This is a genomic window from Mucilaginibacter ginsenosidivorans (assembly GCF_007971025.1).
Taxonomy (GTDB): Bacteria; Bacteroidota; Bacteroidia; order Sphingobacteriales; family Sphingobacteriaceae; genus Mucilaginibacter; species Mucilaginibacter ginsenosidivorans.
In genome coordinates, this window is record NZ_CP042436.1 from 5247713 (window position 1) to 5274307 (window position 26595).

Genomic DNA, 26595 nt, shown 5'->3' on the forward strand with positions numbered 1-26595 from the left:
GCATGAAATGTGGGGATTGTTACCCAAAATGGGGAATAAAAACACGCGCAGAAAAAGCCAGTTTATGTACCTGGTAAACAACTTTATCCCGCGCGTAAATATTTTCGCTGATTTTACCATCCGCAACGCCGAAAACACCCGATATACGGCATAATCATGCACTTGGTGCACGATTATTGCGACAGGTAGACGCACACTGTTCGTCACGTCCAAATCGCGTGGCGAGACCTTTATGAAAATATTGAAAAAACCTTTACTCATCATATCACTTTTAAGCTTCGTATTTGTCCTGCTTGGGATGAGTACTTATGCGCAAACCACTTACGATTGGGTGGGCAATGCTGCAAGCGGCAGCAAGAACGATTGGACCAACCCAGGAAACTGGCAGTCGACCACCGGGGGAGTAACTACAAGCCCTGCAACAGATTATCCTGGCCATATAGGTGCTACCGAAGGCGTTGCTGTTTATATTGGAATTAACATCACCCAGCATGGAAACGGACAACCAATTATCACTGCCGGCACGACTATCAATATTGCATCACTTGATTTTGGCGACAATTTTGTGCCGCAAAGTTCAATTACTGGCAATGCTTCGACGGCATGGTCAATAGTACTTCTCATCAATGGTAATTTAAATATCAGTGGTGCTTTTACACAAAGGGCCTCAAGCAATTATAACCCCGCCAATATTAGCACAACGGGTATTTACGAAAGGCCCGTGTTTAATTATATCAGTACAAATACCGGACAGCCCGGAACGATGACCTGCGGATCGTTTATTATTGGCGATGGGACGCTTCCATCTGTAGATAACATAATTAATACTACCCAAATGAAAATGGGCAATAACGCCACCGGCGGTAGTCTTACCCTCAACGTATTGGGCGACTTTATTCTTTATTCGCCCGCCCGGCTTGATGTAAGCAACAAGGTTGTAGCCGAAAGCCTGGCTGAATTCTCGTTCGCCGCTGGCACGATCAATCTTTATGGGCAGATTAAAATGATAGATGTAAGCAATCCAATTGTCCCCTACAACTATGCAGCTACAAATTACCAGCCATTAGCTTTTTTCTCCATAGACGGATTTAGTACAACTACGGACAACCCGGTATTAAATTTATATAACGCAAGCCCCTTAAATATTCAAACGGGCGATAATAATAACAAAGTCGACTTTTATAATGTAAGCAATGGCGCTATAGGCGGCACGTTAACAGTCAATTTCAAAGGCACTGACCCTACGCAAGATATACCGGTTTACTTGGCCGGCAATACCCAGCAGTACAATTTTATTGATCGGTTCTATACATTGACTAACGTAATTGCGACTACCAATAGCTTAGCCGGTGGATCGGGTTATGTTGACGGAATTTACACCAATGTGCCTTTAACGGGCGGTTCTGGTAAGGGCGCTTTAGCTAATATAACTGTTTCCGGAGGCAGTGTTACAGGTTTCACGCTAAACACGAGCGGTTATGGAGGCGGATATGCCGTTGGAAATACTCTTTCGGCAAGTAACGCTAATCTTGGTGGTAGCGGATCTGGGTTCAGTGTTAATGTTGCATCCATCACAGGATCTTTTACCTATGGTGGCATTTACGGCAATATTGTCTTTTCTGGTTCAGGCACGAAAAAAGTCAACGCATCTACTGGCGGCACCTTTAGTGTTATCGGAGATTTTACGCTCGCATCGGGGACCGAAACAGTTGACATAACCACCAATAACCCTAACCTTACCATCGGCGGAAATTATTCTTCGGCAAGCGGTACGACCCTTTTTAAAAACAACTCCAATGCTTTAACTATATCCGGCACTACCAGCAACGGCGGGCTTTTCACACATTCTGGAACCGGCGGCGTTACTTTTACAGGAACTTTTACCAATACCAGCACCGGCACCTATAACCAGTCGGGTAGCGGCGCCGTTACTGCCAATAACGTGGTGAGTAATTCCGGTACTTATACACAGTCGGGTTCGGGCGCCGCAGCCTTTAATGCCGCTTTCACCAGTACCGGCACAGGCATATACAATCATTCAGGCACAGGCACTTTTACAGCATTAAGCACTACTAATAACGCGGGCACTTTCAACCAGTCTGCTACTTCACTGGCTTATTTCCAGGGTGCGGTAACCAATTCTGGTACTGTTAACCTTACAGGCAGCGGTGCGCTAACCAATGCAAATACGACAAGCAATACCGGTCTTTACAACAGTAACGGCGGCGGCTTGCTCACTTTTTCCAGCACGGCAACCAATTCCGGCTCGGGCAGCATCACACAAAACAGTACCGGTACCATCCTGTTCTCAGCCGTGTTTAATAACTCAAGCGCAGGTTCTACATTCACTCAAACAAGTAACGGCACTACCACTTTCGCAAGCGATGTAAATAACAGTGGCACCATTACGCATGGCAGCGGCGCTATCAGCGTTGCGGGCACGTATACTAATAACGCAGGCGGCAAACTTATATTAGGTTCGGGCGACTTTACTTTTACCGGCGATTATACCAACAACGGCACCTTTACTGCCGGTACTGGGAATGCTATATTTAGCAGTACCGGTGTGCAGCATATGAAGGATGGGTCGGCCAACGGCACTGTTTTTAACAAGGTTTCTTTCAGCGGCGATGCCAATAAGAATATGCAGAGCGGCCATTTTTATGTATCGCCTTCGGGTATAATGACATTATCGGGCACTCAAACTCATGTGGTTTCAAATGCATCGTACAATCTTACGTTCATGTCGGATGTAAACAGCTCAGCAACGGTTGCTGCCATCCCCAATAATTGCTCGGTAAACGGGCCCGTAACTGTGCAGCGTTATGTGACGGCTTCACGGTCGTACCGCCTGGTTTCATCGCCGGTAGCCGATACCACTGCTTTAGGAACTGCTATAACAGACAGTTATGGTAATAAAATATACAGCGTAAACTACCTGCGCACCAATACCTATATTACAGGGTCGGGTGGCGGTGTCGACAAGGTTGGTAACCCCACGCTCTATTTGTACCGTGAAAACTTAATACCCAGCAATGCGACTTTTACGGGTGGCAACTTCAGGGGCATAAGCGACCTCTCGGCCAGCCCTAACTACACTTTGGATATCGACGGCGGACCATTTAATATTCCTATCGGCAACGGCTACCTGTTCTACTTCAGGGGAAGCAGGAAGCAGGCCAGCCTGGCAACCCTTACTACGGCAGGAGCACCTGCAACTACGGATACTTTAAACGCCGTAGGAGCTTTGAACCAGGGTACCGTAAACGTACACTACTGGTATACCCCGTCAAGTGCTGCTTTAATGTATTCGACGGTATCGGGTAACCCAGGCATCGAAGGCTTTAACCTGGTTGGCAACCCATACGCAAGTTCTATTGATTGGGATAAATTCAGCAACAGCAACTCCGCATTCTCTATTTATGGCCCGGGGTTATCACCGATCATAGCTATGCTGAACCCTACCGGGCAAACAGCGAGCGGCAATTACGGCTATTATGATCCCACCATACCGGCGGGAACAAACAATGCAACCCACATAGTGCCAAGCGGCGTCGGTTTTTTTGTGCAGGCCAGCCCGGCCGGAGCCAATACGCTCAGATTTTCCGAGACGGCCAAGGTAAACACCCAGGTTGTAACACCAAACTTATTTATGGGTAAGCCGCCGGTAGCAAATCAGCCAACTCCGTACATTCATTTGAAGGTTGCGATAGATTCGGCAAACTCTGACGAAACAATAATTGCTTTTAACGCCGCCAGCAAAACCGGGTACGACCTGATGGAGGATGCCAGGTATCGTGCAAGTACCGGGAAAGTAATGCTTGCGAGTATATCCGACGATAATGTGGCACTCGCCATCAATCACCTTCCGCTATCAAAAGGCGCTATTCCGCTAAAATTGTCGGCTATAACCGGAAACTACACCATCAACGTTAAGCACCTATCGGGCATACCTGAAATTTACGCTGTTTGGCTGAAAGATGCTTTCACGAAAGATTCGGTCAACCTGCGTACTACTGCCACCTACAGCTTCAGCGTAAACACCGCTGACACCGCCACCTTAGGTTCAAAACGTTTTAGCATCGTTATAGGCACAGATCCGGCAAATGCCTATCAATTACTAACCTTTACCGGTGAACAGGTTGGCAACAGCAAACATGTGGAACTGGACTGGACAACGAAGAACGAACAAAACTATACCCACTTCACAGTAGAGCGCAGCAATGATAACGGAAAGACGTTTGAAGTAGTTGGTGGAATGCTGTCCAACGGCGCGGGAGCATATAGCCTTACGGATAAAAATGCAATAAATGGCGATAACCTTTACAGGCTTAAACAAGAAGATATCACCAATACGATCACTTATTCAAATGTTGTTGACATATCGATAACAGGTGATAAAGGGAATCATGATCGCTTAACCTGCTATCCAAATCCCGCTATCAATAATATAAGCATATCCATTCCTGTTAAAACGCAGGGTAAAAGCACTTACGACCTGCGTATAACCAACAGCGCCGGCATAGTAGTTAAATACGCCGTGTTGACCGATCCAAGCTGGCAGGGAAGCGTGGGACATTTCCTGACCGGCACTTACCTGATACAGGTTATAGACAAGAAAAATAACAGCGTAATCGGGCAGACCAAATTCGTGAAATTGTAGAACGCACGTAATTAAATACCCAAAAGGCCGGCGCAAATTTCTTGCGCCGGCCTTTTTTGTTGCGGAAGTAATGAAAAGTATTTAAACAGTGCAGAAATGTTAGCCGGACCGTTAGGTTTCTGACATGGCACACCCTGGAAAACGGTACAATTTTTCAACTTTTCCACATTCCGGATAATCGGGCGCCTAACTCTTCTTTGATAATGTCCAAATTCAAGGTCAATTCATTAGTTAAATATTTAATTTATATGATAAATATTGATTATTATTTCCTTATATTTCTTCTTATTTAATTAATGAGAAATAAATTATTGGTAACCAAATACTTATGATTTCGTAAAACGAGCCGAACATATATTGGAACGAAAAATCATATCTGATTAATTTTATTAGTTTCGGTTCCAAATATTTAAAACCGTGCTGTTTTGAGAAGAATAATACTGTATTTGGGCGTTTTATTTATCCCCTTTGTATTTGCAGACTGTGCTTTGGCGCAAGCGCCAAATATTTCCTATAGCTCTGCCACCAATGTCTTTACGGTAGGTAGCGCCATATCGGCACTAACACCAACCAATACGGGCGGCGCGGTACCCGCAAATACCTATTCTACTTTTTCCACCTGGGCAGGAAGCACAACAGGCGCAAGCGGCACCACCAACGGTACCGGTACTGCGGCAAGGTTTAATACCCCACGCTGGATGACGCTTGATGGGTCGGGCAATATGTATATAGCGGATGCCGGAAATAATGAGATACGCAAGGCGGTAACTTCGACCGCTGCAGTGGCGTTAGTTGCCGGAAGCACCACGGGCGCAAGCGGAACTACAAATGGCTCGGGCAGTGCAGCGCGTTTCAACGGACCTTATGCCATAACTTACGATGGATCGGCCAACCTTTACGTGGCCGACTTTACAAATAACGAGATCAGGAAAGTGGTTGTATCAACCATGGCTGTTACCTTACTGGCGGGAAGCACTACCGCTGCATCGGGCCTGACCAATGGAACAGGTACGGCTGCGCTTTTTAACCAGCCCGCCGGGATAGTTTACGACCCGGTTAGCAGTTGTTTATATGTTTCGGATTTCGCCAATAACCAGATCAGGAAGGTCACCACAGGAGGAGTTGTAACATTATTTGCAGGCAGCCCGACGGGCGCCTCGGGGTCTGCCGACGGAACAGGTACGGCAGCGACATTTAGCGGGCCAAACGGCATAGCCGTAGACCCGTCAGGCAATCTTTACATAGCCGACCAAAACAATAACGAGATCAGGATGATCACTCCGGCCGGGGTTGTAACTACCTTAGCAGGAAACACCACTGCCGGATCGGCCGATGGCATAGGCACCGCAGCTTCTTTCAGCACGCCAAGCGGGCTCGACCTGGATATTTCAGGAAATATCTACGTGACCGACCGGGCAAATTACCTGATCAGGATGGTTACGCCTGCTGGTGTAGTGACCACCATCGGTGGCACAGGGAGTTCTGGCTTGACAAATGGGGTTGGAACGGCCGCTGCGATAAGTGATGCAAGGGGAATTACCGTTGATAAAAGTTCGGGCAACGTCTACATCGCTGATTACAGCAACAACGTTATCCGAAAAATGATAGCCACAGGTTACAGTATTTCACCAGCGCTACCGTCGGGCCTAAGTTTCAACAATGCCACAGGAGCAATTTCAGGTACCCCCACAGCCTTGTCGTCGACGACCACTTATACCATAACCGGTTTCAATGTATCTGGCTGCAGCAGCACCACTATAACTATCCAATGCGTACAAACCAATAATTGGACAGCGAACAGCAATACCACTGCCTGGAACACGGCAGGTAACTGGAGTGCGGGCACCGTTCCGGGAGCAAATGATAACGTACAGATCGGGGTGGTCAATTATACAAGGAACAGGCAACCCGACATCGCTGCAAATTACACTGTTAATTCTATAACTTTTGGCTCAGCCCACTCAGTTACCTTAACAATAAATTCCGGAAAAATTCTTACCGTAAAAAGCGGCATAACAGTTAACACGGGCGCCGCTCCGGTAATAGTGGGTGGCTCGGCAACATCCGAGGTTGACCTTGCGCCGGGTTCTATAACAAACATAAACGGTACCGGAACTCTGACGCTTACTTCTCCCCTGGTTTTCACGCTGCAGTCCGATGCGACGGGCGATGCATCGATAGGGCAAGTTGCATCCGGCGCTATTACAGGTACAGCTGCAAGCTCGATCAATGTCGAGCGATTTATTACCGGCGGCAGCTCGGCTTACAGGGGTTATCGCTTGTTGTCATCACCTGTATATAATGGAACTGATACACATGCCAACAAAGTTTACAGCATAAACTACGTTAAAAATTCAATATACATCACCGCGACAACGACAACCGGGGGATTTGATAACACTTCAGCTGCTAACCCGACTTTATATCTTTACAGGGAAAGCCTTACAACCCCGACGAATACATCATTTACAGGCGGGAATTTCCGCGGGATAAATAATATCAATTCGTCGCCGAGTTATACAATTGATATTGATGGTTCAGGCTACTACATCCCACAGGCAAACGGGTACCTGTGTTTTTTTAGAGGGGACAGGGCAAGTACCACTTTTGCGAACGAAACAGTAACGACTTATGTACCACAGAGCGCGACATTGAGCACTAGTGGCACTTTAAACCAGGGGAATATTGCTGTAAAGAATTGGTTCACACCAACTAACGCATACCTGAGCTATACCGCAGCATCGCCTGTTAAAGGATACAGCCTGGTGGGCAACCCTTATGCATGTGCCATCGATTGGGACACTTTTCAAACAACATCCCTCGCCAGCGGAGGCATATACGGGCAAAATATCAGTTCTACTATTTATGTTCTGGACCCGGTAAGCCATAACTTCGGCTCTTATATTGCTAACAGCGGTCTGCCAGGGACAAATAATGCGAGCAACGTTATATCCAGCGGTCAGGGCTTTTTTGTTGTTGCGGGAACAGCCACCACATCGACACTAACTTTTACCGAATCGGCAAAAACAACGACGGCTATGAACACTGGTTCAAACCTGCTGATGGGCAAAGCACTTAACACCGCCAACGTGCAATACTTAAGGCTTAGAATGGCAAAGGATGCCGTTAATGCCGATGAAACCATAATTCAATTCAATAGCAACGGCAGCCTTAATTACAATGCAAACCTGGATGCAACCTACAGGGCGGGTTATGGCGCTGTCAGCCTTGCGGGCCTTTCAAGCGATAAGGTTCAGCTGTCTGTAAATGTCATCCCGTTGCCAAAGCAACAGCCGGAGGTAATAAACCTTGCCGTTAATGCAAACGCTACAGGTATTTACAGCATAACCTTGCGGGACCTGGTAGCTGTTCCGAAGCTATACGAGGTTTGGCTGATGGATAAATACAGGAAGGATTCGCTGGATATGCGTCAGAATAAAACTTACCAGTTCCAGATAGTAAAGACAGATTCCGCAAGCTTTGGGTCGAACAGGTTTACTTTGGTGATCCGTCAAAACCCGGGCTTCGCTTACAGGTTACTGGATTTTGCAGCCACGAAACTGCCCAACGTTCGCCAGGCGCAAACAACCTGGATAACCGAAAACGAAGGCAATTATACACGTTTTACTGTTGAGCGGAGCACGGACAACGGTAAAACATTCGATGTACTGGGTGGCGTTGTAGCTGCCGACCAGGGCAAGTACAGTCTGGTTGATAAAAATCCGGCAAACGGGTTGAATATGTACCGTCTGAAACAGGAAGATATCAACAACACGATAACTTACTCGAAAGTAGTTAGTATCGGGTTTGCCGACGGTAGCAATACTATTGCTGCGAATTTGCTGAGTATTTATCCAAATCCGGCAAACGATAACCTAAGTCTCACGATGCAAGCTAAGACAACGGGCAACACCTCGTCTTACAACATTAAGATTACGAACAGTTCTGGTGTGATTGTGAAGCAGATCAGTTCGTCGCAGGTAACCTGGCAGGGAAGTATAAACGATCTGAAGCCGGGCACCTATTTTGTGCAGGTGGTCGACTCAAAAACCTCGCAGTTAGTGGGGCAGAATAAATTCGTGAAGCTGTAAATAAATCGTACTACTAAAGACATTCCCCTGCGTCTCGCTGTACTTTTTTATCTAGCTAACAGGCGTTTTAAAAAGAATCAAATTACCCGATAAACCTATCGGGCATCAAGGGTATTTTGCCAGCGCATATACCCGCATATTTATTTGGACCCCGCAATCGGGGCCCACACATTTAAATCGTATTGCTTTGAAAAGAATATTATTTTATGTGGCCATTTTTATTACCCCGGCGTTTATTGCGTTAAGAGCTTCAGGCCAGGCTCCAAACATTTCTTACAGTACAGCAACCAATGTTTTTACTGTTGGTAGTTCTATATCTACCCTAACCCCGACTAACACAGGCGGCGCAGTACCTGCAAATACCTATTCTACGGTTACTACCTGGGCAGGAAGCACATCTGGCTACTCCGGAAGAACAAACTCCACCGGTAATTCGGCCAGGTTCACCACACCGCGATGGATGACGCTCGATGGCTCAGGTAATATGTATGTAGCCGATGCCGGTAACAACGAGATACGCCGGATAGTGGTATCTTCTGCTTCAACCGCATTACTTGCGGGAAGTTCAACCGGCTCGAGCGGAACAACGAACTCATCAGGCAGTGCGGCACGTTTTAACGGACCGTACGCTATTACTTATGATGGATCGGGTAACTTGTACGTAGCCGATTTTAATAATAACGAGATAAGGAAGCTGGTCGCGTCTACTATGGCAGTAACATTATTGGCCGGAAGCACCTCGGGCAACACAGGAACCACAAACGGAAGCGGCAGTTCTGCGCGCTTTAATCAACCGGCTGGTATAGTTTACGACCCTGTTAACAATTATATTTATATAGCCGACTTTGGTAATAACCAGGTCAGGAGAATGACCACAGGCGGGAGTGTGACCTTGTTTGCCGGCAGCGCGACGGGTGCTTCGGGTTCAGCGGATGGGACAGGTTCCGGGGCAACGTTTAACGGGCCCAACGGTATCGCCGCAGATGCATCGGGTAATGTATACGTAGCCGACCAGAACAACAACGAGATAAGGATGATTACCCCTGCGGGGGTGGTAACAACCATAGCAGGAAGCACAACGGCAGGGTCGGCAGACGGTGTAAGCACGGCAGCATCTTTCAGTATACCCAGCGGGCTTGACCTGGATGTTTCCGGGAATATATATGTGACTGACCGGGGCAATTACCTGATCAGGATGATCACGCCCGCCGGTGTGGTTACTACAGTTGCCGGAAGCGGAAATTCAGCTTTAACAGACGGAGTGGGAACGGCAGCTGCATTCAGCGATGTACGCGGGCTGACTGTTGACCAAAGTTCGGGCGATATTTATATCGCTGACTACAGCAATAACGTCATTCGGAAAATGACCGGTACCGGCTACACAATTTCGCCTGCACTACCTGCTGGCTTAAGCTTTAACAATGCCACCGGGGCCATTTCAGGCACGCCGTCAGCTACATCTTCGACAACTACCTACACTATAACCGGGTTTAATGTATCGGGCTGCAGCAGCACCACGATAACTATACAATGTGTGCAAACCAATAACTGGACAGCCGCCAGCAACAGCACTGCATGGAATACGGCAGGAAACTGGAGTAAGAATACCGTTCCGGGGGCAAACGACGACGTGCAAATAGGTGTTGTAAATTACTCAAGGAACAAGCAACCTAAAATATCGTCCAACGTGACCGTTAATTCCCTCACATTCGGTTCGGCCCATTCAGTTACGTTAAGTATTAATTCGGGAAAGACACTTGCTGTGAGTAGTGGCATCACTGTTAACACCGGTGCCTCGCCTGTCATCAAGGGCAGTTCATCCACATCGCTTGTTAACCTGGCGCCGGGCTCGATGACCAATATAAACGGGACAGGTACGCTGACACTGACATCGCCATTGACTTTCACACTACAGTCAGATTCTATAGGCGATGCGTCTATAGGACCGGTAGCATCAGGCGCTATCACGGGAACGGCCGCCAGTTCGATCAATGTTGAGCGTTACCTGCAAGGCGGAAGTTCCGTTTACCGAACATATCGTTTATTATCCTCCCCGGTATACAACGGCACCGATACACATGGGAATAACGTTTATAGCATCAATTATTTGAAAAACTCGATGTACCTGACCGCCACCACGACAACAGGTGGATTTGATAATACAACGGCTGCCAACCCTACTCTATATCTTTACAGGGAGAGCCTTACCAATCCATCAAACTCAACATTTACCGGGGGAAATTTCCGCGGAATAAACAACATTAATTCTGCGCCAAGCTATACCATAGATATTGACGGAGCAGGCTATTATATCCCCCGGGGGAATGGTTACCTCTGCTTCTTCCGGGGTGACCGCTCGAGTACGACATTTGCAAATGAAACGGTTACCACCTATATACCACAAAGTACAACGCTTAGCGCCAACGGCACCTTAAACCAGGGGAACATTGCTGTTAAAAACTGGTTTACCCCAACAAATACTTACCTCAGCTATACTTCAGCCTCGCCGGTAAAGGGATATAATCTTGTGGGCAACCCTTATGCCTGCGCTATCGACTGGGACACTTTTCAAACCACATCGCTGGCAAGTGGTGGGATATACGGACAGAACATCAGTACGACAATGTACGTGCTGGACCCGGTAACGCACAATTTTGGGTCCTACATAGCCAACAGCGGGTTGCCGGGGACTAATCATGCCTGCCATATTATTTCAAGCGGACAGGCTTTCTTTGTCGTTGCCGGTATGGCAACAACGTCGACCCTGACATTTACAGAATCGGCAAAAACAACCGCAATGAATACCGGTTCGAACCTGTTGATGGGCAAACCACTCAATACAGCTAACGTTCAATATTTAAGGTTGAGAATGAGCAAGGATGCCGTCAATTCCGATGAGACCATTGTGCAATTTAGCAGCAGGGGCAGCCTGGACTATAATGCAAGTCTGGATGCTGCTTACAGGCAGGGCTTTGGTTCCGTTAGTCTCTCGGCTATTTCAAAAGACAAAGTTGCGCTCGCCATCAACGTTGTGCCACTGCCAAAACAGCAAGCTGAAATGATACCGCTAAATGTAAATGCGAATGCAACAGGCATTTACAGCATTACGTTGCGCGACCTGGTATCGGTCCCAAAGCTTTACGAAATATGGTTGATGGATAATTACCGGAGTGATTCATTGGACATGCGACAGAATAGGACCTACCTGTTCCAGATAGACAAAACCGATACGGCAAGTTACGGGTCGAACCGTTTTACGTTGGTTATCCGCCAGAATATTGACTATGCTTACAAGCTATTGGATTTTGCAGCAAGTAAAATATTTGGAGTAAAACAGGTACAAACTAACTGGACCAGCGAAAATGAGGGAACTTATACCCGTTTTACCGTAGAACGGAGTGCCGACAATGGCAAAACATTTGAAGTATTAGGGGGTGTGCCGGCAGCCGGCCAGGGTGAGTACAGCTTTGTCGACAAAAACCCGGCGAACGGATTGAATATGTATCGCCTGAAACAGGAAGACGTTAACAATACTATATCTTATTCGGATATAGTTACAGTTGGATACTCTGACCGCGGCAATGATATAGCAGCAAACCTGTTGACTATTTACCCCAACCCCGCCGTTAATAAGCTGAATCTTAACATCGCACCCAAAGCCGGCTTGAATACTCCTTTTTACAATATCAGGATCATGAATAGTTCAGGGGTTATCGTCAAACAGGCCAATTCGTCGCAAGCTAACTGGCAAGGGCGCATCGGCGATCTTAAGCCGGGCACCTATTTTGTACAGGTACTGGACGCCAAAACCTCGCGATTAGTCGGGCAAAATAAATTTGTTAAGCTATGAGCTCCCGGCTTAAAGTTCAATTTGGCTAAAAATATTTGTTAAGTGCCTGAAACGGGTATGTTTAATTAGCAAGCTTATTTTGCTATGTTTTAGCTTATTATATATTTCTTATTAATTAATATATAATCTCCATAAAAAGCTGTTTATTAATTAATTATGCACTATTTTAGTAAAAAATACTGAAAATATTTGCATCTATTAATTATAAATTAACGTATATTGCTTTATATTTCTGTTGTTATCCACTGCGGCAGAAATGATACGACCCTAAAAACAGCCATGTCATGAGACCCTATTGGAAAGCTCTGTTGCTCTGCTGTATAGTACAGTTTGCAATAAATACGAAATCCAATGCCACTTGCGCTTCGGAAAAGATAATTTCGGCTAAATCGCGATCATCATCAAAATATATCGAAGCGCAGGCAAGCAAAAATGCTCAATTCCTGCGGTTAAAGCTTGTAAAAGATGCCGCTAGTTCCGAAGACATTATAATTCAATTCAAACCGACAGCAAGCGAGAAGTACGTTTTTGATGAAGATGCTCCATACCTGCAGGGGTTTGGCAATGTAAATCTATGCAGCCTTTCATCTGATAATATCGGCCTTGCTATTAATGTGCTTCCCTTGCCGGGTAAAGAACCCGATGCCATAAAATTAAACATACAAGCCACGGGTAGCGGTATCCTGCAGTTGAATCTTGCTGAGATAAATGCCATCCCAATGCTTTACGATGTGTGGCTTATGGACAAATTTGCTCATGACTCGCTCGATATGCGCCAAAACAAGTCCTATACCTTTAAACTGGATAAGGCCGACACAACAAGTTTTGGACCCAACCGCTTTACCCTTACTATACGTCAAAACCCGGCGTATGCTTACCGGCTAATAAATTTCGATGCGGTCAGGATACGGGGTGGGCATTCGTTTGTTCAATGGGCCACAAATTATGAAGGCGATTATACCCATTTCGCAGTGGAAAGAAGCAATGACGATGGCTTAACCTTCAATGTGATAGGTAATGTACCGGCGACAGGGACCGGGACCTATAGTTTTACTGACAGCAAACCATTAAAGGGGTTGAACATTTATCGCCTGCAACAGGAAGATGTCAATAAAACGATCACCTACTCAAATAATGCAAATGTACTGTTCGATGACCGGAGCAATATAGCGGCTGACAACAGCTTATCTATCTATCCCAACCCGGCCATCAGTATGATAAATGTGGTAATAAATCCTGATGTAAACGACGAAACATCATTTGTAATAAATGTAATGGACGGATCGGGAAAGGTGGTTCAAAATGGTTCCACCGGACAAACTTCATGGCAGGGCAGTATTGCAAACCTGCAGCCGGGGACCTATTTTGTACGGGTGATAAGCATAAAATCACAAAGCCTGGTAGGCAAAACCAGGTTCGTAAAATTATGACCCCGGGGGAGGAAATTGACGTTTTTTACCAATTGAAGCCGGAAATGGAACGGCCGTGTCAAAAATTGGCGTTTTATTGCTATTTTTTGATTTTTTATAAACTACTGTATATCAGTAGTGAACGGAAATTTACCTAACGTAACCCCCTCAAAATGTGGCCAAAACGACTAAACCTATTTGAAGAAGCACCGTACAAAACGTGCAATAAAGTGCCGATTCTCCATAGTGAAAACGTTTTTGTGCAAGATCCTCCTCATAAACTTCATACTGCTCATGATAGCAGTAAAGGGCTTCGCTGCAACTTATGACTGGGTGGGCACCACAGCTACAAGCGGGATTTACAACTGGAACAACAAATTGAACTGGCAGGTCGCCGGCGTTGCAGCCACAACAACGCCCGGGGCCGCGGACATTGTTCAGATAGCTGTAAACGCTTATACCAATCCACCGACTATCACTGATGTTCAATCATGTGCATCCATTATATTCGGCACGTACGATAACTTTACCTTAACGGTCAACGGCACTTTGACGGTAAGCGGGAGTATCACTCAAAATAACGATCCTAATTTTTACCAGACAACCATATTGGCCGGAACCGGCACCATTACCTGCGGCAGCTTTACCATCGGCGATCTGACTACTCCCGGCAGTTGGACAGGCGTAGTAAATAATGTAAGCGTACAGGTAAATCAAATGAATGTGACGGGCAATATCACCCTTCGGGCTACTGGTAATAGTTCCGGGAACGGCATTGTATATCCCTACTTTTCGCTCGACGCAAACAACCTGAAGCTTACTGGGCAAATAGTTACCGTATCTTATAATAATCCGTTATCCGGCGGCACGGGCGACCCGGGTTTCCCTGGCCTGGGGCTGTTCCAGATGGATACAGGCACCTCTCCTACCACATTGGAATTATTGAATATAAACCCGGTATCGACACCGATCACAACGGGTTTCACCGTCGACTTTACAAACAACGGAACCGGCACCGGTACGGTACTTTACGATGCCACTTCTGGTTCGCAGGCCATCTATACAACGGGAACAACAGGCCTCGGGATAAATAATTACAATTATGACTGCCTTACCTTTGGGGGCGCAAGCACCAAGGTAGTTGCAAACAGCACATTAACCGTAGGTGGCAACTGGACAAGCGGCGGCACAGGATCTGTCAACCTCAATACTAATAATCCTGCGATCACCGTAACAGGTAATTGGGTTAACTCTGTCAATGTTACGCAAGGATCGGGCAATATCACGGTAACCGGCATCCTTCAGAATAATGGGAATACGATCACATTAGGATCCGGAACATTGACGGTAACCAATACTTTGCAGATAAATACCGGCACGGTAGCCGCAGGTTCAGGAACAGTAACGGTATCAGGTGTGTATCAAAACAATAGCGGCACATTAACCTGCGGGTCGGGAAGTATGATTTTCAAAGGGACTTACCAAAACAGCGGCACTTTTACCGCAGGCGCAGGCACAGTCTATTTTTCCGGCGCATCGCAAAGCCTTACCGACAACAGCGCAACCGGTACCGTGTTCAAAAACGTCACTTTCAACTGTACCGGAACAGCCACAATGGGTTCGGGCACCGGTAATTTCTCGGTTGCCAGCAACGGAGTACTTACCTTAGTGAGTCCGGCAAAACTGGTTGCAGGTTCGGCGGTGGCAGCATATTTAACACTTAAATCAGATGCCACAGGCTCCGCCACTGTTGCGGCCCTCACGGGCACGTCAACTATCACCGGTTTTGTAAACGTTCAACGATATGTAACAGGCGGAAGCACAACTTACCGTGGCTATCGCCTATTATCTTCGCCGGTGTATGTAAGTACTGTAAGCGGTAATAATGTTTACAGCCTTAACTACCTGAAAAACTCGTGTTATTTGACGGGTTCGGGTGGCACGAGCGGCAGTTTTGATAAAACAGGCAACCCAACTTTATACTTATACCGCGAAAATTTGGCGCCCGGCAACAACAGCTTTACTGCGGGAAATTTCAGGGGTATTGCTAACCTTGCGTCCTCACCAGGCTATAGCCTTGATAATGAGATCGGCACTTTTAACATTCCGGTCGGCAACGGTTATTTGTTTTTCTTCCGCGGGAACAGGAGTACTTCGCTTGCAAGTAAAACAACTTCGCCATACCCAACCCCAGAAAATACAACACTAACGGCGACAGGCACATTGGCACAGGGCCAGGTAGTTGTACACGAGTGGTACACCCCTGCTTCAGCTACGATCGGGTATACAACTGCGACTGCGAACTCAACGGTGCGCGGGTTTAACCTGGTGGGCAATCCATACGCAAGTTCCATCAATTGGGACCTGTTCAATACCACTACTACTACATCGGGAATTTATGGCACAAGCGTCGGAACAACAATGTATGTGCTCGATCCTGTGAGTCACAATTTCGGGGCCTATACAAAAGGTTCTGGTGGTATCGGAACACACAATGCAAGCAACGTAATACCCAGCGGACAAGGTTTTTTTGTAGTAGCTACGGCTGCAACCGGAAAACTTATCTTTAACGAATCGGCAAAAGTAAGCACGCAGGTTACGGGGCTTAACCTGCTTATGGGCAAACCGGTAAACGAATACGCAACCCTTCAATACCTGCACCTGGTGATGATAAAAGACTCCGTCAATACCGATGACATTATCATCCATCTGAAGGACGGTGCCGTAACAACATACGACGCTGAAAATGAGGCGCTGTACAGATCAGGGCAAGGTGTTGTTAGCCTGTCAAGTATGTCGAGCGATAATTATGCACTCGCGATAAATGTACAACCGTTACCAAAGAAGACATTAACTATTGCGCTTTCAGCATCGGCATCCTCAAGCGGGTACTATCATTTTAATCTAAAAAATATAGTAGGTATACCCAGGCTGTATAACATCTCGCTGGTTGACAATCTTACAAAAGATTCGGTAGACCTGCGCGAGACTTCTACTTACGATTTCGCCATTGACAAGGCTGATTCCAATAGTTTTGGACCCAACAGGTTTAAACTGGTCATTAGCCAAAATAAAGGGTTCGCCTATCATTTGGTAAAGTTTACAGCCACTAAAAACTCTGATGAAACAGGAAGACAGGTTAACCTGTCGTGGGAGGCTAAGAACGAAGAAAACTATACGCGCTTTACAGTTGAGCGCAGTACGGACAACGGCAATAACTTTGATGCGATCGGCTGGAAAACATCCAACGGGCACGGAGTGTATACCGCTTTTGACAAATATCCCCAATTCGGTCGCAATATTTACCGGTTACGAACGGAAGACGTCAATGGCGACGTTTCTTATTCGGCATTGGTACCGATAGAATATTCGTCGATAAGCAACAATCTGAGCAACAGCAATATTAACGTTTATCCTAATCCGGCAAAAGGTACCATCAATCTTACCATAACACAACAGGGGGGCGCAATAAATAAGGCTAACTATAATGTTAAGATAAGCAACAGCACCGGGTTGATGGTGAGAAACATCAACCTGTCACAAACTAACTGGCAGGGCAGCGTAAACGACCTTACCACCGGCACCTACGTGATACAGGTTTGGAACACTAAAGACCAAACCCTGATTGGCCAAACCAAGTTCGTAAAACTATAACGCTGACAAATTCTCCATTATACTCCCCTCCAAAAAAAATCCCCCCGGAATTTATACCGGGAGGATAATTAAAACAATAATATATATGAGGGGTAACTTATGATCTGATCGAGCGTCCGCCTGCCGTAGCCGGTGGCTCCAGGCTTAACTGGCTGATAATGCCGTCAATTACTTTTGGCAGGTCATCGACATTTTTTTGAGGATTATGGTGCACCTCGCCTACTCCGAAACCGCGCCATACGATCTTGTGTGTGCGCGTATCGATAAGGTCAATAATAACCGTGCCTTCTTTATAATGCTCTTTTCCAACCGCAGTTGATCCCCCGTAATAAATGAATGGTGAATAACCGTATGCGTAATAGGGACGATATCCCCAACCGTAACCCCAGCCAAATCCAACACCCCATCCGGGATAAAAGCCCGGGCCCGAGCCATAGTAAGTAGACGCATAAACCGTTTTCGATCCACGGCCCACCATGGCGCGATAAGTAACCAGCAGATCGGGATTATTTGGCTGGAGGCGAAGCCCTTTGGCATTTAACGAAGCGACCGCCGCATCCTTTATTTTCAGATCAGCAGCTGAACTGACATCCAGGGAGCGATCCTTGCCTTGCGGCGGCATCCAGGCAAAAGAGCGGTAGCCGCTCATGTTGGTCCTGTTGAGCCCGGCGGTATAATAGTCGTAACTGCTGCAGGATGATATGCCGGCAATAACCAATAATGCCAGCAACAGGTTTAGTAATGTTTTCATAGCAATTTCCCTTGTTTCGGTTTGACTTTTCTTTTTTTAAAAGGTTTAACCTGAAAATTAAATTTTTATGATAAATATTTACCCACTATCGGCATCCTCCGGCCCATACCAAACGCTTTTGGCGACACCCTTAGTATAGGCGGGGTTTGATAACGCTTATGCTCGGCAATATTAACCAGCCGAAGCACCCTGCGCACTGTTTGCTCGTCATAGCCCATTTTGATGATCTCGCCAGATGAACACCTGTTCTCGATGTATTGCATTAGTATGGCATCAAGGATATCATACTCAGGCAACGAGTCCGTATCTTTTTGATTCGGCCTTAATTCAGCTGAAGGCGGTTTAACAATGGTATTTACCGGGATGATCTCACGCTCGCGGTTAAGGTATCGGGCCAGTTCAAAAACCTGTGTTTTGTACACATCGCCTATAACAGAAATGCCCCCACACATGTCGCCGTAAAGGGTCCCGTAGCCGACTGCAGCCTCGCTTTTGTTTGACGTATTGAGCAGAATATAACCGAACTTGTTGCACATGGCCATCAACACAACTGCGCGGCTTCGCGATTGGATATTTTCTTCGGCGATATTAAACGGCAAATTCTGGAATTGCGGATGCAGTGTCGATTCAAACGCCTCGGTAATATGCCTGATAGGCACGATCTCGTGCTTGCAGGCAAGGTTCCTGACCAGATCCTCGGCATCTTTAACGGAGTGGTCGCTTGAGAAGCGCGATGGCAATAGGACGGCCATCACATTTTGCGGACCGAGGGCCTCGGCGGCAAGGGCACAAACTACAGCGGAGTCGATACCACCCGACAGACCCAGTATAGCGCTTTTGAAGCCCGATTTATAGAAGTAGTCCTGTATGCCTAACACCAGGGCCTGGTGTATCTGTTCGATATCGGCCTGCTTTTTCACCCTGACGGTAGCAGGCTGTAATAGTTTCACTGTCGACTTATCTTCCAGCTCGTAATAAGACACCTGCTCCTTAAAATAAGGCAGTTCATCAGCCATATTCCCTGCATTGTCGAACACCAATGATCCGCCGTCAAAGATCAGTTCGGTTTGGGCGCCTACATGGTTGACGTAAAAAAGCGGCAGCCCATAGCGCTGCGCATTATCGCTTAATATTTTGATCCGCTCTTCATCGTGGTTATAAGCAAACGGCGAAGCAGCTATATTGATCATTACATCAGGCTCTTCTTTGATCAGCACATCCATCGGGCGGGTAACATATAAGGGATTTTCGATAGTGTTCCAAAGGTCCTCGCAGATAGTTAGCGCAATACGGTGGCCTTTAAAATCGATACACTTAAAGGTGGTCGACGGTTCAAAATAGCGATATTCGTCAAAAATATCATAATTGGGCAGCAGGGCCTTATTCACAATAGCTTTTACTTCGCCTTTTTCAATAAAGTAAGCTGAATTATTCAGATCCTTTCCCTCAGGGTTGTTATTTACGGTCGGCAGGCCAATAATACAAGCTATGTTGTGGCATTCAGTAGCTATTTTTTTGGCGGCGTCTTCGCAAAGGCCTATATATTCCTTAAACTCGAGGAAGTCGCGCGACGGGTATCCGCATACGCATAGCTCGGCAAAAACAACAAGGTCGGCCCCCTGCTGTTCGGCCTGGTGTATATGGCTGATAATTTTGGCGGTATTCGATTCAAAATTACCAACATGGTAATTAAGCTGTGCCAGTGCGATCTTCATATAAGGATGATAACAATTTTGGTTATGCTAATGCGGCTTAAAAAACTAATTTTGTTAAAAGAACGAAAAATGACCTTCTATTCTGTTAAGCCTAAGCAAATTTACCTAATTTTTTTTATGGCAGTGCTATTAGCCTCATGCGGCCGCTCCAAAAAAGTTGATGTCAGCAATATTGATGTTAACGTGACAATCGAGCGCTTTGATCATGATATGAACGCAATGGAAACTAAACCTATTGCCCCGCAGGCGGTGTACATGCAAAAAAAATACGGCTCATTTTATACCGACTTTATGGAGCGTATTATACAGGTAGGTGAAACACGGGACACGGGTTATTTCAAAACATTGAGGGAAATATTTGCCGCCGGGCCGTACAACGAGGTTAAGCACGAGGTAGATTCGATATTCCCTAACATGGATAAAGAGAATGCCGAACTTACCGATGCTTTCAAACACGTCAAATATTACTATCCTAATAAAGCCCTGCCAAGACTTTTTGCCTACTTTTCGGGTTTCCAGGGAGCACAAATAACCATCGGGAACGGCTATTACGGCATCGGGCTCGACCTGTTTTTAGGAGCAAATTCCAAATTCTATACAGCAAATGCAATTCGCGAAGTGTTTCCGCATTATATTTCGAGGCGTTTCACCCCGGATCACATAACGCCGCGGGTGGTGGAGGTGATGGCCAGGGAGGATATGTTCCCCGAAGGCGACAAAGATAAGTCGCTTCTGTCGCGAATGGTATACAACGGCAAGATCATGTACTTTATGGACAAGATATTACCGGACATGGCCGATACGCTGAAAATAGGTTATACCGGCAAGCAACTGAAATGGTGCAATGATTTTAAATCGCAGATATGGGCATATTTTCTCGAACAAAACCTGCTTTATGAATCAGACTACGAAAAGATCCAAAAGTATTTAGGCGAAGCTCCTTTCACACCCGGGTTGGGCGAAAAGAACGAGGCCGCTCCAAAACTTGCTGTTTGGACAGGCTGGCAAATAGTTAAAGAATACATGGATAAAAATCCAGATGTAACATTGCAGCAGCTGATGGCCGACCAGGATGCGCAAAAGATATTGAACGGATCTAAGTACAGACCCAAATAGATCGGTCATCAGGTATCAGGCTTTTGAACGTTTAGATGCTGACGATCCTTATAATCCGGCAAACGTATTCACAAAAAAAGCGTGCTGAGATCTCAGCACGCTTTTTAGTTTATATTTTAAACAGGGATCTACTTCAATATCGCAAAAATAGCTTTCAGCGCGATAGCAACACCTAATATCAATAATATATTGGCTATCCAGGTGTACATATGTGCATCGTTAATAAACCGGAGGTATATGCCTGCAATGCCTACAATTACGGCAAAAACTATCAATACGTAGTGCTTCTCGTCGTTAGCTTCCTCTGTTTTGTTCATATTCTTTTAAGCTTGAATGATTTGCAACAAAAATAGAAATGTTTAGCTAAAATTTGGCAAATAGTTTAAACTTTTATGCAGCGGGTGCCTGCGTTTTTCTCAGCTGTCTTTTGTAATAGATAAAGCTCCGCCACAAGAACAATCCACACAAGATCAACACCCACATATTTGCCAGCGCTATAACAATATCAATAAATAGCAACCAGCCATCGGCGACAGCTAAACCAAGTCGCTGAAAGAAGGGAATATTATAAACTGACGGATCATCGTTAGCGATGACTTCTTTAAGTATCGAATCGCCCTGGTAGAAATTCAAACTTACCAAGCTGAATTTTACAGCCGCGTCGGTCCGCAGGTTCTCGATCTTGTGATCCACCATGTCGTCCTTTAGCAAAAGTACATCGGTTGGATTCTTAATTTTTATCTTTCCTCTTCTCTGCTGGCTCACCAGTTCCTGTCTGTCCTTCAACTTAAGCTGAGCAGCTAAATAATCAAGCGTTTTATCCTCTATATCCATCCGGCTCATGTTGACATATATACCCATGCGGCTCACTTTGGCAGTAAACTCCTCCAGCTTTTCCGACGGCACGCGAACCATCATATCGGCTGTAGTGCTGTAAGCTGCAATTCGCATGATAGAATCACTGCTGATGTGTACGTCGTGTGCGGGCCGCGCTGTCGATTGCACTTGATGATGCATAACCATGCCACCATAAGCTTTGGTCAATGAAGCTATCTCTTCACCTGCAAGTCGTACATCTTTCACTTTGATATTAATGTCGGATGTTTTCACAAGTTTTTCGGCGGGCATTTTCGTACTATCGGCACCGGCTACCGTATCGGCCATCGCAGCTGACCTGTCATTGATGAATTCATAGTCTTTGGACGACTTTCCTTTACAAGCCGCAAGTAGCGCTACGACAGCTACAAGGATCAAAAATTTCGTTTTCATGATTTTTCAGTTTAAATTGAGTTCTTATTAATACCGACCAGAACGAAATAGTAACCCAGTTTAATATATTATTTCAGAATATAATTCCTTTTTTTAAATATTAACAGAATTTTATTTCAAAAAAATAGCACTACGCAGGTGCGTAAATAAGGGTAGATGAGATTTGATATTAATACCGATTGGTGAAAAAGGTGACCCGAAGTTGCGGTAGATCGGAGATTTCAATAGATTCTTCGCTGTCGCTCAGAATGACAAAAAAATAGCAACAAGCAAAAAGGCCTCCTACCAGGAAGCCTTTCAAATATTATTCAAAATAAAACTATTAGTTTGATGACAAAGCAGCCGCACCGCTCACAATTTCGGTAAGCTCGGTTGTAATGGCTGCCTGCCGTGCCTGGTTGTAGGATAATTTTAATTGCTTAAGCAATTCGCCTGCATTATCAGTCGCCTTATCCATAGCTGTCATACGGGCGCCATGCTCAGAAGCATGCGAATCCAGAACGGCTTTGTATAATTGTATCTTGATATTCTTTGGTATTAACTGCTCCACGATCTCTTCCTGCGATGGTTCAAGAATATAGTCGACCTGGTGAGCCGTGTCTACTTTCTTTTCAGATTTAGGAACAGGAAGCAACTGCTCAACGGTCAGGATCTGCATGGCTGCGTTTTTGAACTGGTTGTAAACCACCTCGACGCGATCAAACTCACCTTTCAGGAAACCTTCCATGATGGCTTCCGTTACCTTCGACACATTGAGGAAATTAAGCGAGTTGAACAGCTCGTTGTTATCTCCAACCACATTGTATTTACGACGCTGATAATACTCCTGGCTTTTTTTACCGATACCAATTATCGATATATTGCCTGCCTTATGCTGGGCGCTGTATTTTTCAGATATCAGGTTATTAGCGGTTTTTATCGCGTTAGCGTTAAAAGCGCCGGCCAAACCACGGTTAGACGAAACAACAACGATCAGCACCTTGTTCGGCTCGCGCTCCTGTAAAAATGGCGATGAGCCATCTTCCAGTGATGCCGATAGGTTGGCCAGCATATCCTTTAGCTTGTTGGCGTAAGGTCGCAACTGCATGATCGCATTGGTGGCACGCTTCAGCTTGGCCGCCGAAACCATTTTCATGGCCTTGGTGATCTGCTGTGTCGACGTTACCGACGATATCCTGTTTCTTACTTCTTTTAAATTAGCCATTCTTTTTGAGATGTGAGATTTGAGATACGAGACGTGAGACTTTCACGTCAACCCAAATCCATTATCTAATTTATCTGGTTAGATATGAGATAAGAAAACTCAAATCTCATATCTAACATCTCATATCTGATTAATACTTCCCTGCCAATTCCTTTGCTACTGTTTCCAGTACGCCGGTTATCTCGTCATCCAGTTTACCGGCTTTCAAAGCAGCCAGCGTTTGCGGGTGGCGTAATTCCAACTGAGTAGTATATTCGTTTTCGAATTCTTTGATCTTGTTAACCGGCACGTTACGCATCAGGTTTTTAGTACCTGCGTAAACTATAGCCACCTGTTTTTCAACGGTTACCGGCGAATACTGGCCTTGTTTCAGAATCTCCACGTTACGGGCACCCTTGTCAAGTACTGTTTTGGTTGAGGCGTCAAGGTCCGAACCGAATTTTGAGAAAGCTTCCAGCTCGCGGAACTGGGCCTGGTCAAGTTTCAGGGTACCGGCAACTTTTTTCATCGATTTGATCTGTGCGTTACCACCCACACGCGATACCGAAATACCCACGTTGATAGCAGGGCGAACACCAGCGTTAAACAGGTTCGACTCCAGGAATATCTGGCCGTCGGTGATCGAGATCACGTTGGTTGGGATATACGCTGATACGTCACCGGCCTGTGTTTCAATGATTGGCAACGCGGTTAACGAACCACCACCTTTAGCGATATCTTTTATCGAATCGGGAAGATCGTTCATTGCCTGGGCGATGGAGTCGTTGGCGTTGATCTTAGCGGCACGTTCCAGTAAACGGCTATGCAGGTAAAATACGTCACCAGGATAAGCCTCGCGGCCAGGAGGACGACGCAACAGCAGCGACACTTCGCGGTAAGCAACAGCCTGTTTAGACAAATCATCATAGATGATCAAAGCAGGACGCCCGGTATCGCGGAAGAACTCGCCGATAGCAGCGCCCGCAAACGGTGCGAAGAACTGCATTGGAGCAGGGTCGGCAGCGCTTGCCGAAACAACGATGGTATAAGGCATGGCACCGTTCTCTTCCAGCGTACGAACAATGTTCGCAACGGTTGAAGATTTTTGGCCGCAAGCCACATATATACACAGTACCGGCTGACCGGCAGCATAAAATTCTTTTTGATTGATAATGGTATCGATACAAACAGCGGTCTTACCAGTCTGGCGGTCGCCGATCACAAGCTCGCGCTGGCCACGGCCGATAGGGATCATCGCATCGATGGCCTTGATACCTGTTTGTAAAGGCTCGGTAACAGGCTGACGGTAAATTACACCGGGTGCCTTGCGCTCCAGCGGCATTTCGTAAGTTTTACCTGTTATCGGACCTTTGCCATCTATTGGCTGTCCCAGGGTATTCACCACGCGGCCAAGCATCCCATCGCCCACATTTATCGAAGCGATCTTCTTGGTACGCTTGATCGTATCGCCTTCCTTTACGCCGTCCGATTTCCCAAGCAATACCACACCCACGTTATCTTCTTCCAGGTTTAGCACGATACCCTGCAGGCCGGTCTCAAATTCAACCAACTCACCCGATTGTACTTTAGTTAATCCGTAAACGCGGGCAATACCGTCGCCCACCTGAAGTACCGTTCCTACTTCTTCTAATTCAGATTCTGACTTGAAGCCCGACAATTGCTGGCGCAATATGGCTGATACTTCGTCTGGTCTTACCTCTACCATTTTTTATTTATTTAGAGTTTTGTTTTTTTATTGTTATTGATTCACGCCGTGGGCGAAGTCTGATTTCAATTTCTTTAAGCTCGTCAGCAAACTGGTGTCAACCTGCAGGTCGCCCACTTTCAGTACAAACCCGCCGATCAAGTTATGATCTACTTTGGTATGCAATTCGATAGTGCCACCTGTCGATGCCTTTAGTTCCGCAATTATTTGCTTCTTATTTTCTTCAGATAACGGAGTCGCTGATGTTACATAAGCCCGCACAATATTCTTGATCACATTATACTGATTAATAAACTCCTTTGCGGTTGCATATAAAACCTGCGCACGGCTTTTGTTGATCATTATCTTAAAGAATGAATCAGTAACCTTACTTACTTTGCCGGCAAATATAGCCTCCAATATCTTGATCTTTTTGTCGTGAGCAATGATGGGATTAGCCAAAACTGCCTGCAGCTGTGAATTGGCTTTTAGGGTATGCGTAAAAAGTTCCATGTCGCTCCTTATTGCCTCGAGAGCTTTCTCCTCTTCGGCAAGATCGATCAACGACTTGGCATACCTGTTTGCAACTGTTAATTCAGACATATCTTTTTAGTAGTGAGATTTGAGATTTGAGATCTGAGACCTGTTGATTCGTCTCATATCTTACATCTCATACCTCATATCTTACCTTAATTTCACTTCTTTCAGCAGGTCGGCCACTAAAGCGTCCTGTTTCTTCTGATCTTCAAACTGCTTACGCAATATTTTTTCCGCGATCTCAATAGACAAAGTAGCTACCTGATTCTTAACGTCGGCCATGGCGATAGCTTTTTGATTATCTATTTCGATACGAGCCCTTTCGATCATTCGGCTACCTTCAACATTAGCGGCATCTTTAGCATCGGCCACTATTTGGTCCTTCATCTGCTTGGCTTCCTTCAAAATCTCATCGCGTTCGATACGTGCCTGTTTTAACAGGGCATCGTTTTCGCTTGTCAAACGAGCCATCTCTTCTTTGGCAGCTTCGGCCATTGAAAGCGCGCTTTCAATAGATTTTTCACGTTCGCTGATGGCGGCCAGGATAGGCTTCCAGGCAAATTTACCCAGGATGAATAATAAGATAAGGAATGAAAGGGCTGTCCAGAAAACTAAACCTATTTCGGGTTTAACTAATTCCATAATTCAGTCT

15 protein-coding genes are annotated in these 26595 nt (G+C 45.9%); 7 read left to right on the forward strand and 8 right to left on the reverse strand.

Translation table 11 applies throughout. The features are described from left to right. The first annotated feature begins 28 nt into the window (after nt 1–28). The 6 genes from FRZ54_RS24865 to FRZ54_RS23880 all read left to right on the forward strand — a co-directional run bounded on the left by FRZ54_RS24865 (nt 29) and on the right by FRZ54_RS23880 (nt 17667). On the forward strand, nt 29–154 hold the full coding sequence (locus FRZ54_RS24865) for a hypothetical protein (protein ID WP_262712279.1): 126 nt from the start codon (nt 29–31) through the stop codon (nt 152–154). A 78-nt stretch (nt 155–232) separates the two neighbouring features. Then, the gene (locus FRZ54_RS23860) at nt 233–4663 is read left to right on the forward strand and encodes a hypothetical protein (RefSeq protein ID WP_147034301.1); all 4431 of its coding nucleotides are present in this window, start codon (nt 233–235) and stop codon (nt 4661–4663) included. A 425-nt stretch (nt 4664–5088) separates the two neighbouring features. After that, nucleotides 5089–8754 (forward strand): NHL domain-containing protein, encoded by a 3666-nt coding sequence (locus FRZ54_RS23865; RefSeq protein ID WP_147034302.1) that lies wholly within the window; start codon nt 5089–5091, stop codon nt 8752–8754. 187 nt (nt 8755–8941) lie between these two features. Beyond that, complete coding sequence (locus tag FRZ54_RS23870) at nt 8942–12604, forward strand: NHL domain-containing protein (protein ID WP_147034303.1); 3663 nt, start codon at nt 8942–8944, stop codon at nt 12602–12604. Between the two features lie 284 nt (nt 12605–12888). Further along, nucleotides 12889–14034, forward strand: a complete 1146-nt coding sequence (locus FRZ54_RS23875; protein ID WP_147034304.1) for a T9SS type A sorting domain-containing protein — start codon at nt 12889–12891, stop codon at nt 14032–14034. A gap of 273 nt (nt 14035–14307) precedes the next feature. Continuing rightward, nucleotides 14308–17667, forward strand: coding sequence for a T9SS type A sorting domain-containing protein (locus FRZ54_RS23880; protein ID WP_147034305.1), 3360 nt, complete (start codon nt 14308–14310; stop codon nt 17665–17667). 97 nt (nt 17668–17764) lie between these two features. Here FRZ54_RS23880 and FRZ54_RS23885 read toward each other — a convergent pair whose 3' ends face one another. Beyond that, nucleotides 17765–18418, reverse strand: a complete 654-nt coding sequence (locus tag FRZ54_RS23885; protein ID WP_147034306.1) for a DUF4136 domain-containing protein — start codon at nt 18416–18418, stop codon at nt 17765–17767. Nucleotides 18419–18483: 65 nt separating this feature from the next. Next, nucleotides 18484–20133: an NAD+ synthase gene (locus FRZ54_RS23890; protein WP_147034307.1), complete on the reverse strand. Its 1650-nt coding sequence runs from the start codon at nt 20131–20133 to the stop codon at nt 18484–18486. Between the two features lie 69 nt (nt 20134–20202). Between FRZ54_RS23890 and gldB the strand changes: the two genes are divergently transcribed. Continuing rightward, nucleotides 20203–21249 carry a gliding motility lipoprotein GldB gene (gene gldB / locus FRZ54_RS23895; RefSeq protein ID WP_147034308.1) on the forward strand — a complete coding sequence of 349 codons (1047 nt, stop codon included), beginning with the start codon at nt 20203–20205 and terminating at the stop codon, nt 21247–21249. Between the two features lie 128 nt (nt 21250–21377). On the opposite strand, the gene FRZ54_RS23900 is transcribed toward gldB, so the two are convergent. From FRZ54_RS23900 to FRZ54_RS23925, 6 genes are all read right to left on the reverse strand, one after another. Next, nucleotides 21378–21566, reverse strand: a complete 189-nt coding sequence (locus FRZ54_RS23900; RefSeq protein ID WP_147034309.1) for a hypothetical protein — start codon at nt 21564–21566, stop codon at nt 21378–21380. Nucleotides 21567–21639: 73 nt separating this feature from the next. Continuing rightward, entirely contained in the window at nt 21640–22518 is an 879-nt protein-coding gene (locus tag FRZ54_RS23905; RefSeq protein WP_147034310.1) for a DUF4349 domain-containing protein, read from the reverse strand. 322 nt (nt 22519–22840) lie between these two features. Next, nucleotides 22841–23722 (reverse strand): ATP synthase F1 subunit gamma, encoded by an 882-nt coding sequence (atpG, locus tag FRZ54_RS23910; protein ID WP_147034311.1) that lies wholly within the window; start codon nt 23720–23722, stop codon nt 22841–22843. Nucleotides 23723–23852: 130 nt separating this feature from the next. Then, on the reverse strand, nt 23853–25427 hold the full coding sequence (atpA, locus tag FRZ54_RS23915; protein WP_147034312.1) for a F0F1 ATP synthase subunit alpha: 1575 nt from the start codon (nt 25425–25427) through the stop codon (nt 23853–23855). A gap of 33 nt (nt 25428–25460) precedes the next feature. After that, complete coding sequence (atpH, locus tag FRZ54_RS23920; protein ID WP_147034313.1) at nt 25461–26009, reverse strand: ATP synthase F1 subunit delta; 549 nt, start codon at nt 26007–26009, stop codon at nt 25461–25463. Between the two features lie 81 nt (nt 26010–26090). Beyond that, nucleotides 26091–26585, reverse strand: a complete 495-nt coding sequence (locus FRZ54_RS23925; protein WP_147034314.1) for a F0F1 ATP synthase subunit B — start codon at nt 26583–26585, stop codon at nt 26091–26093. Nucleotides 26586–26595: the final 10 nt, after the last annotated feature.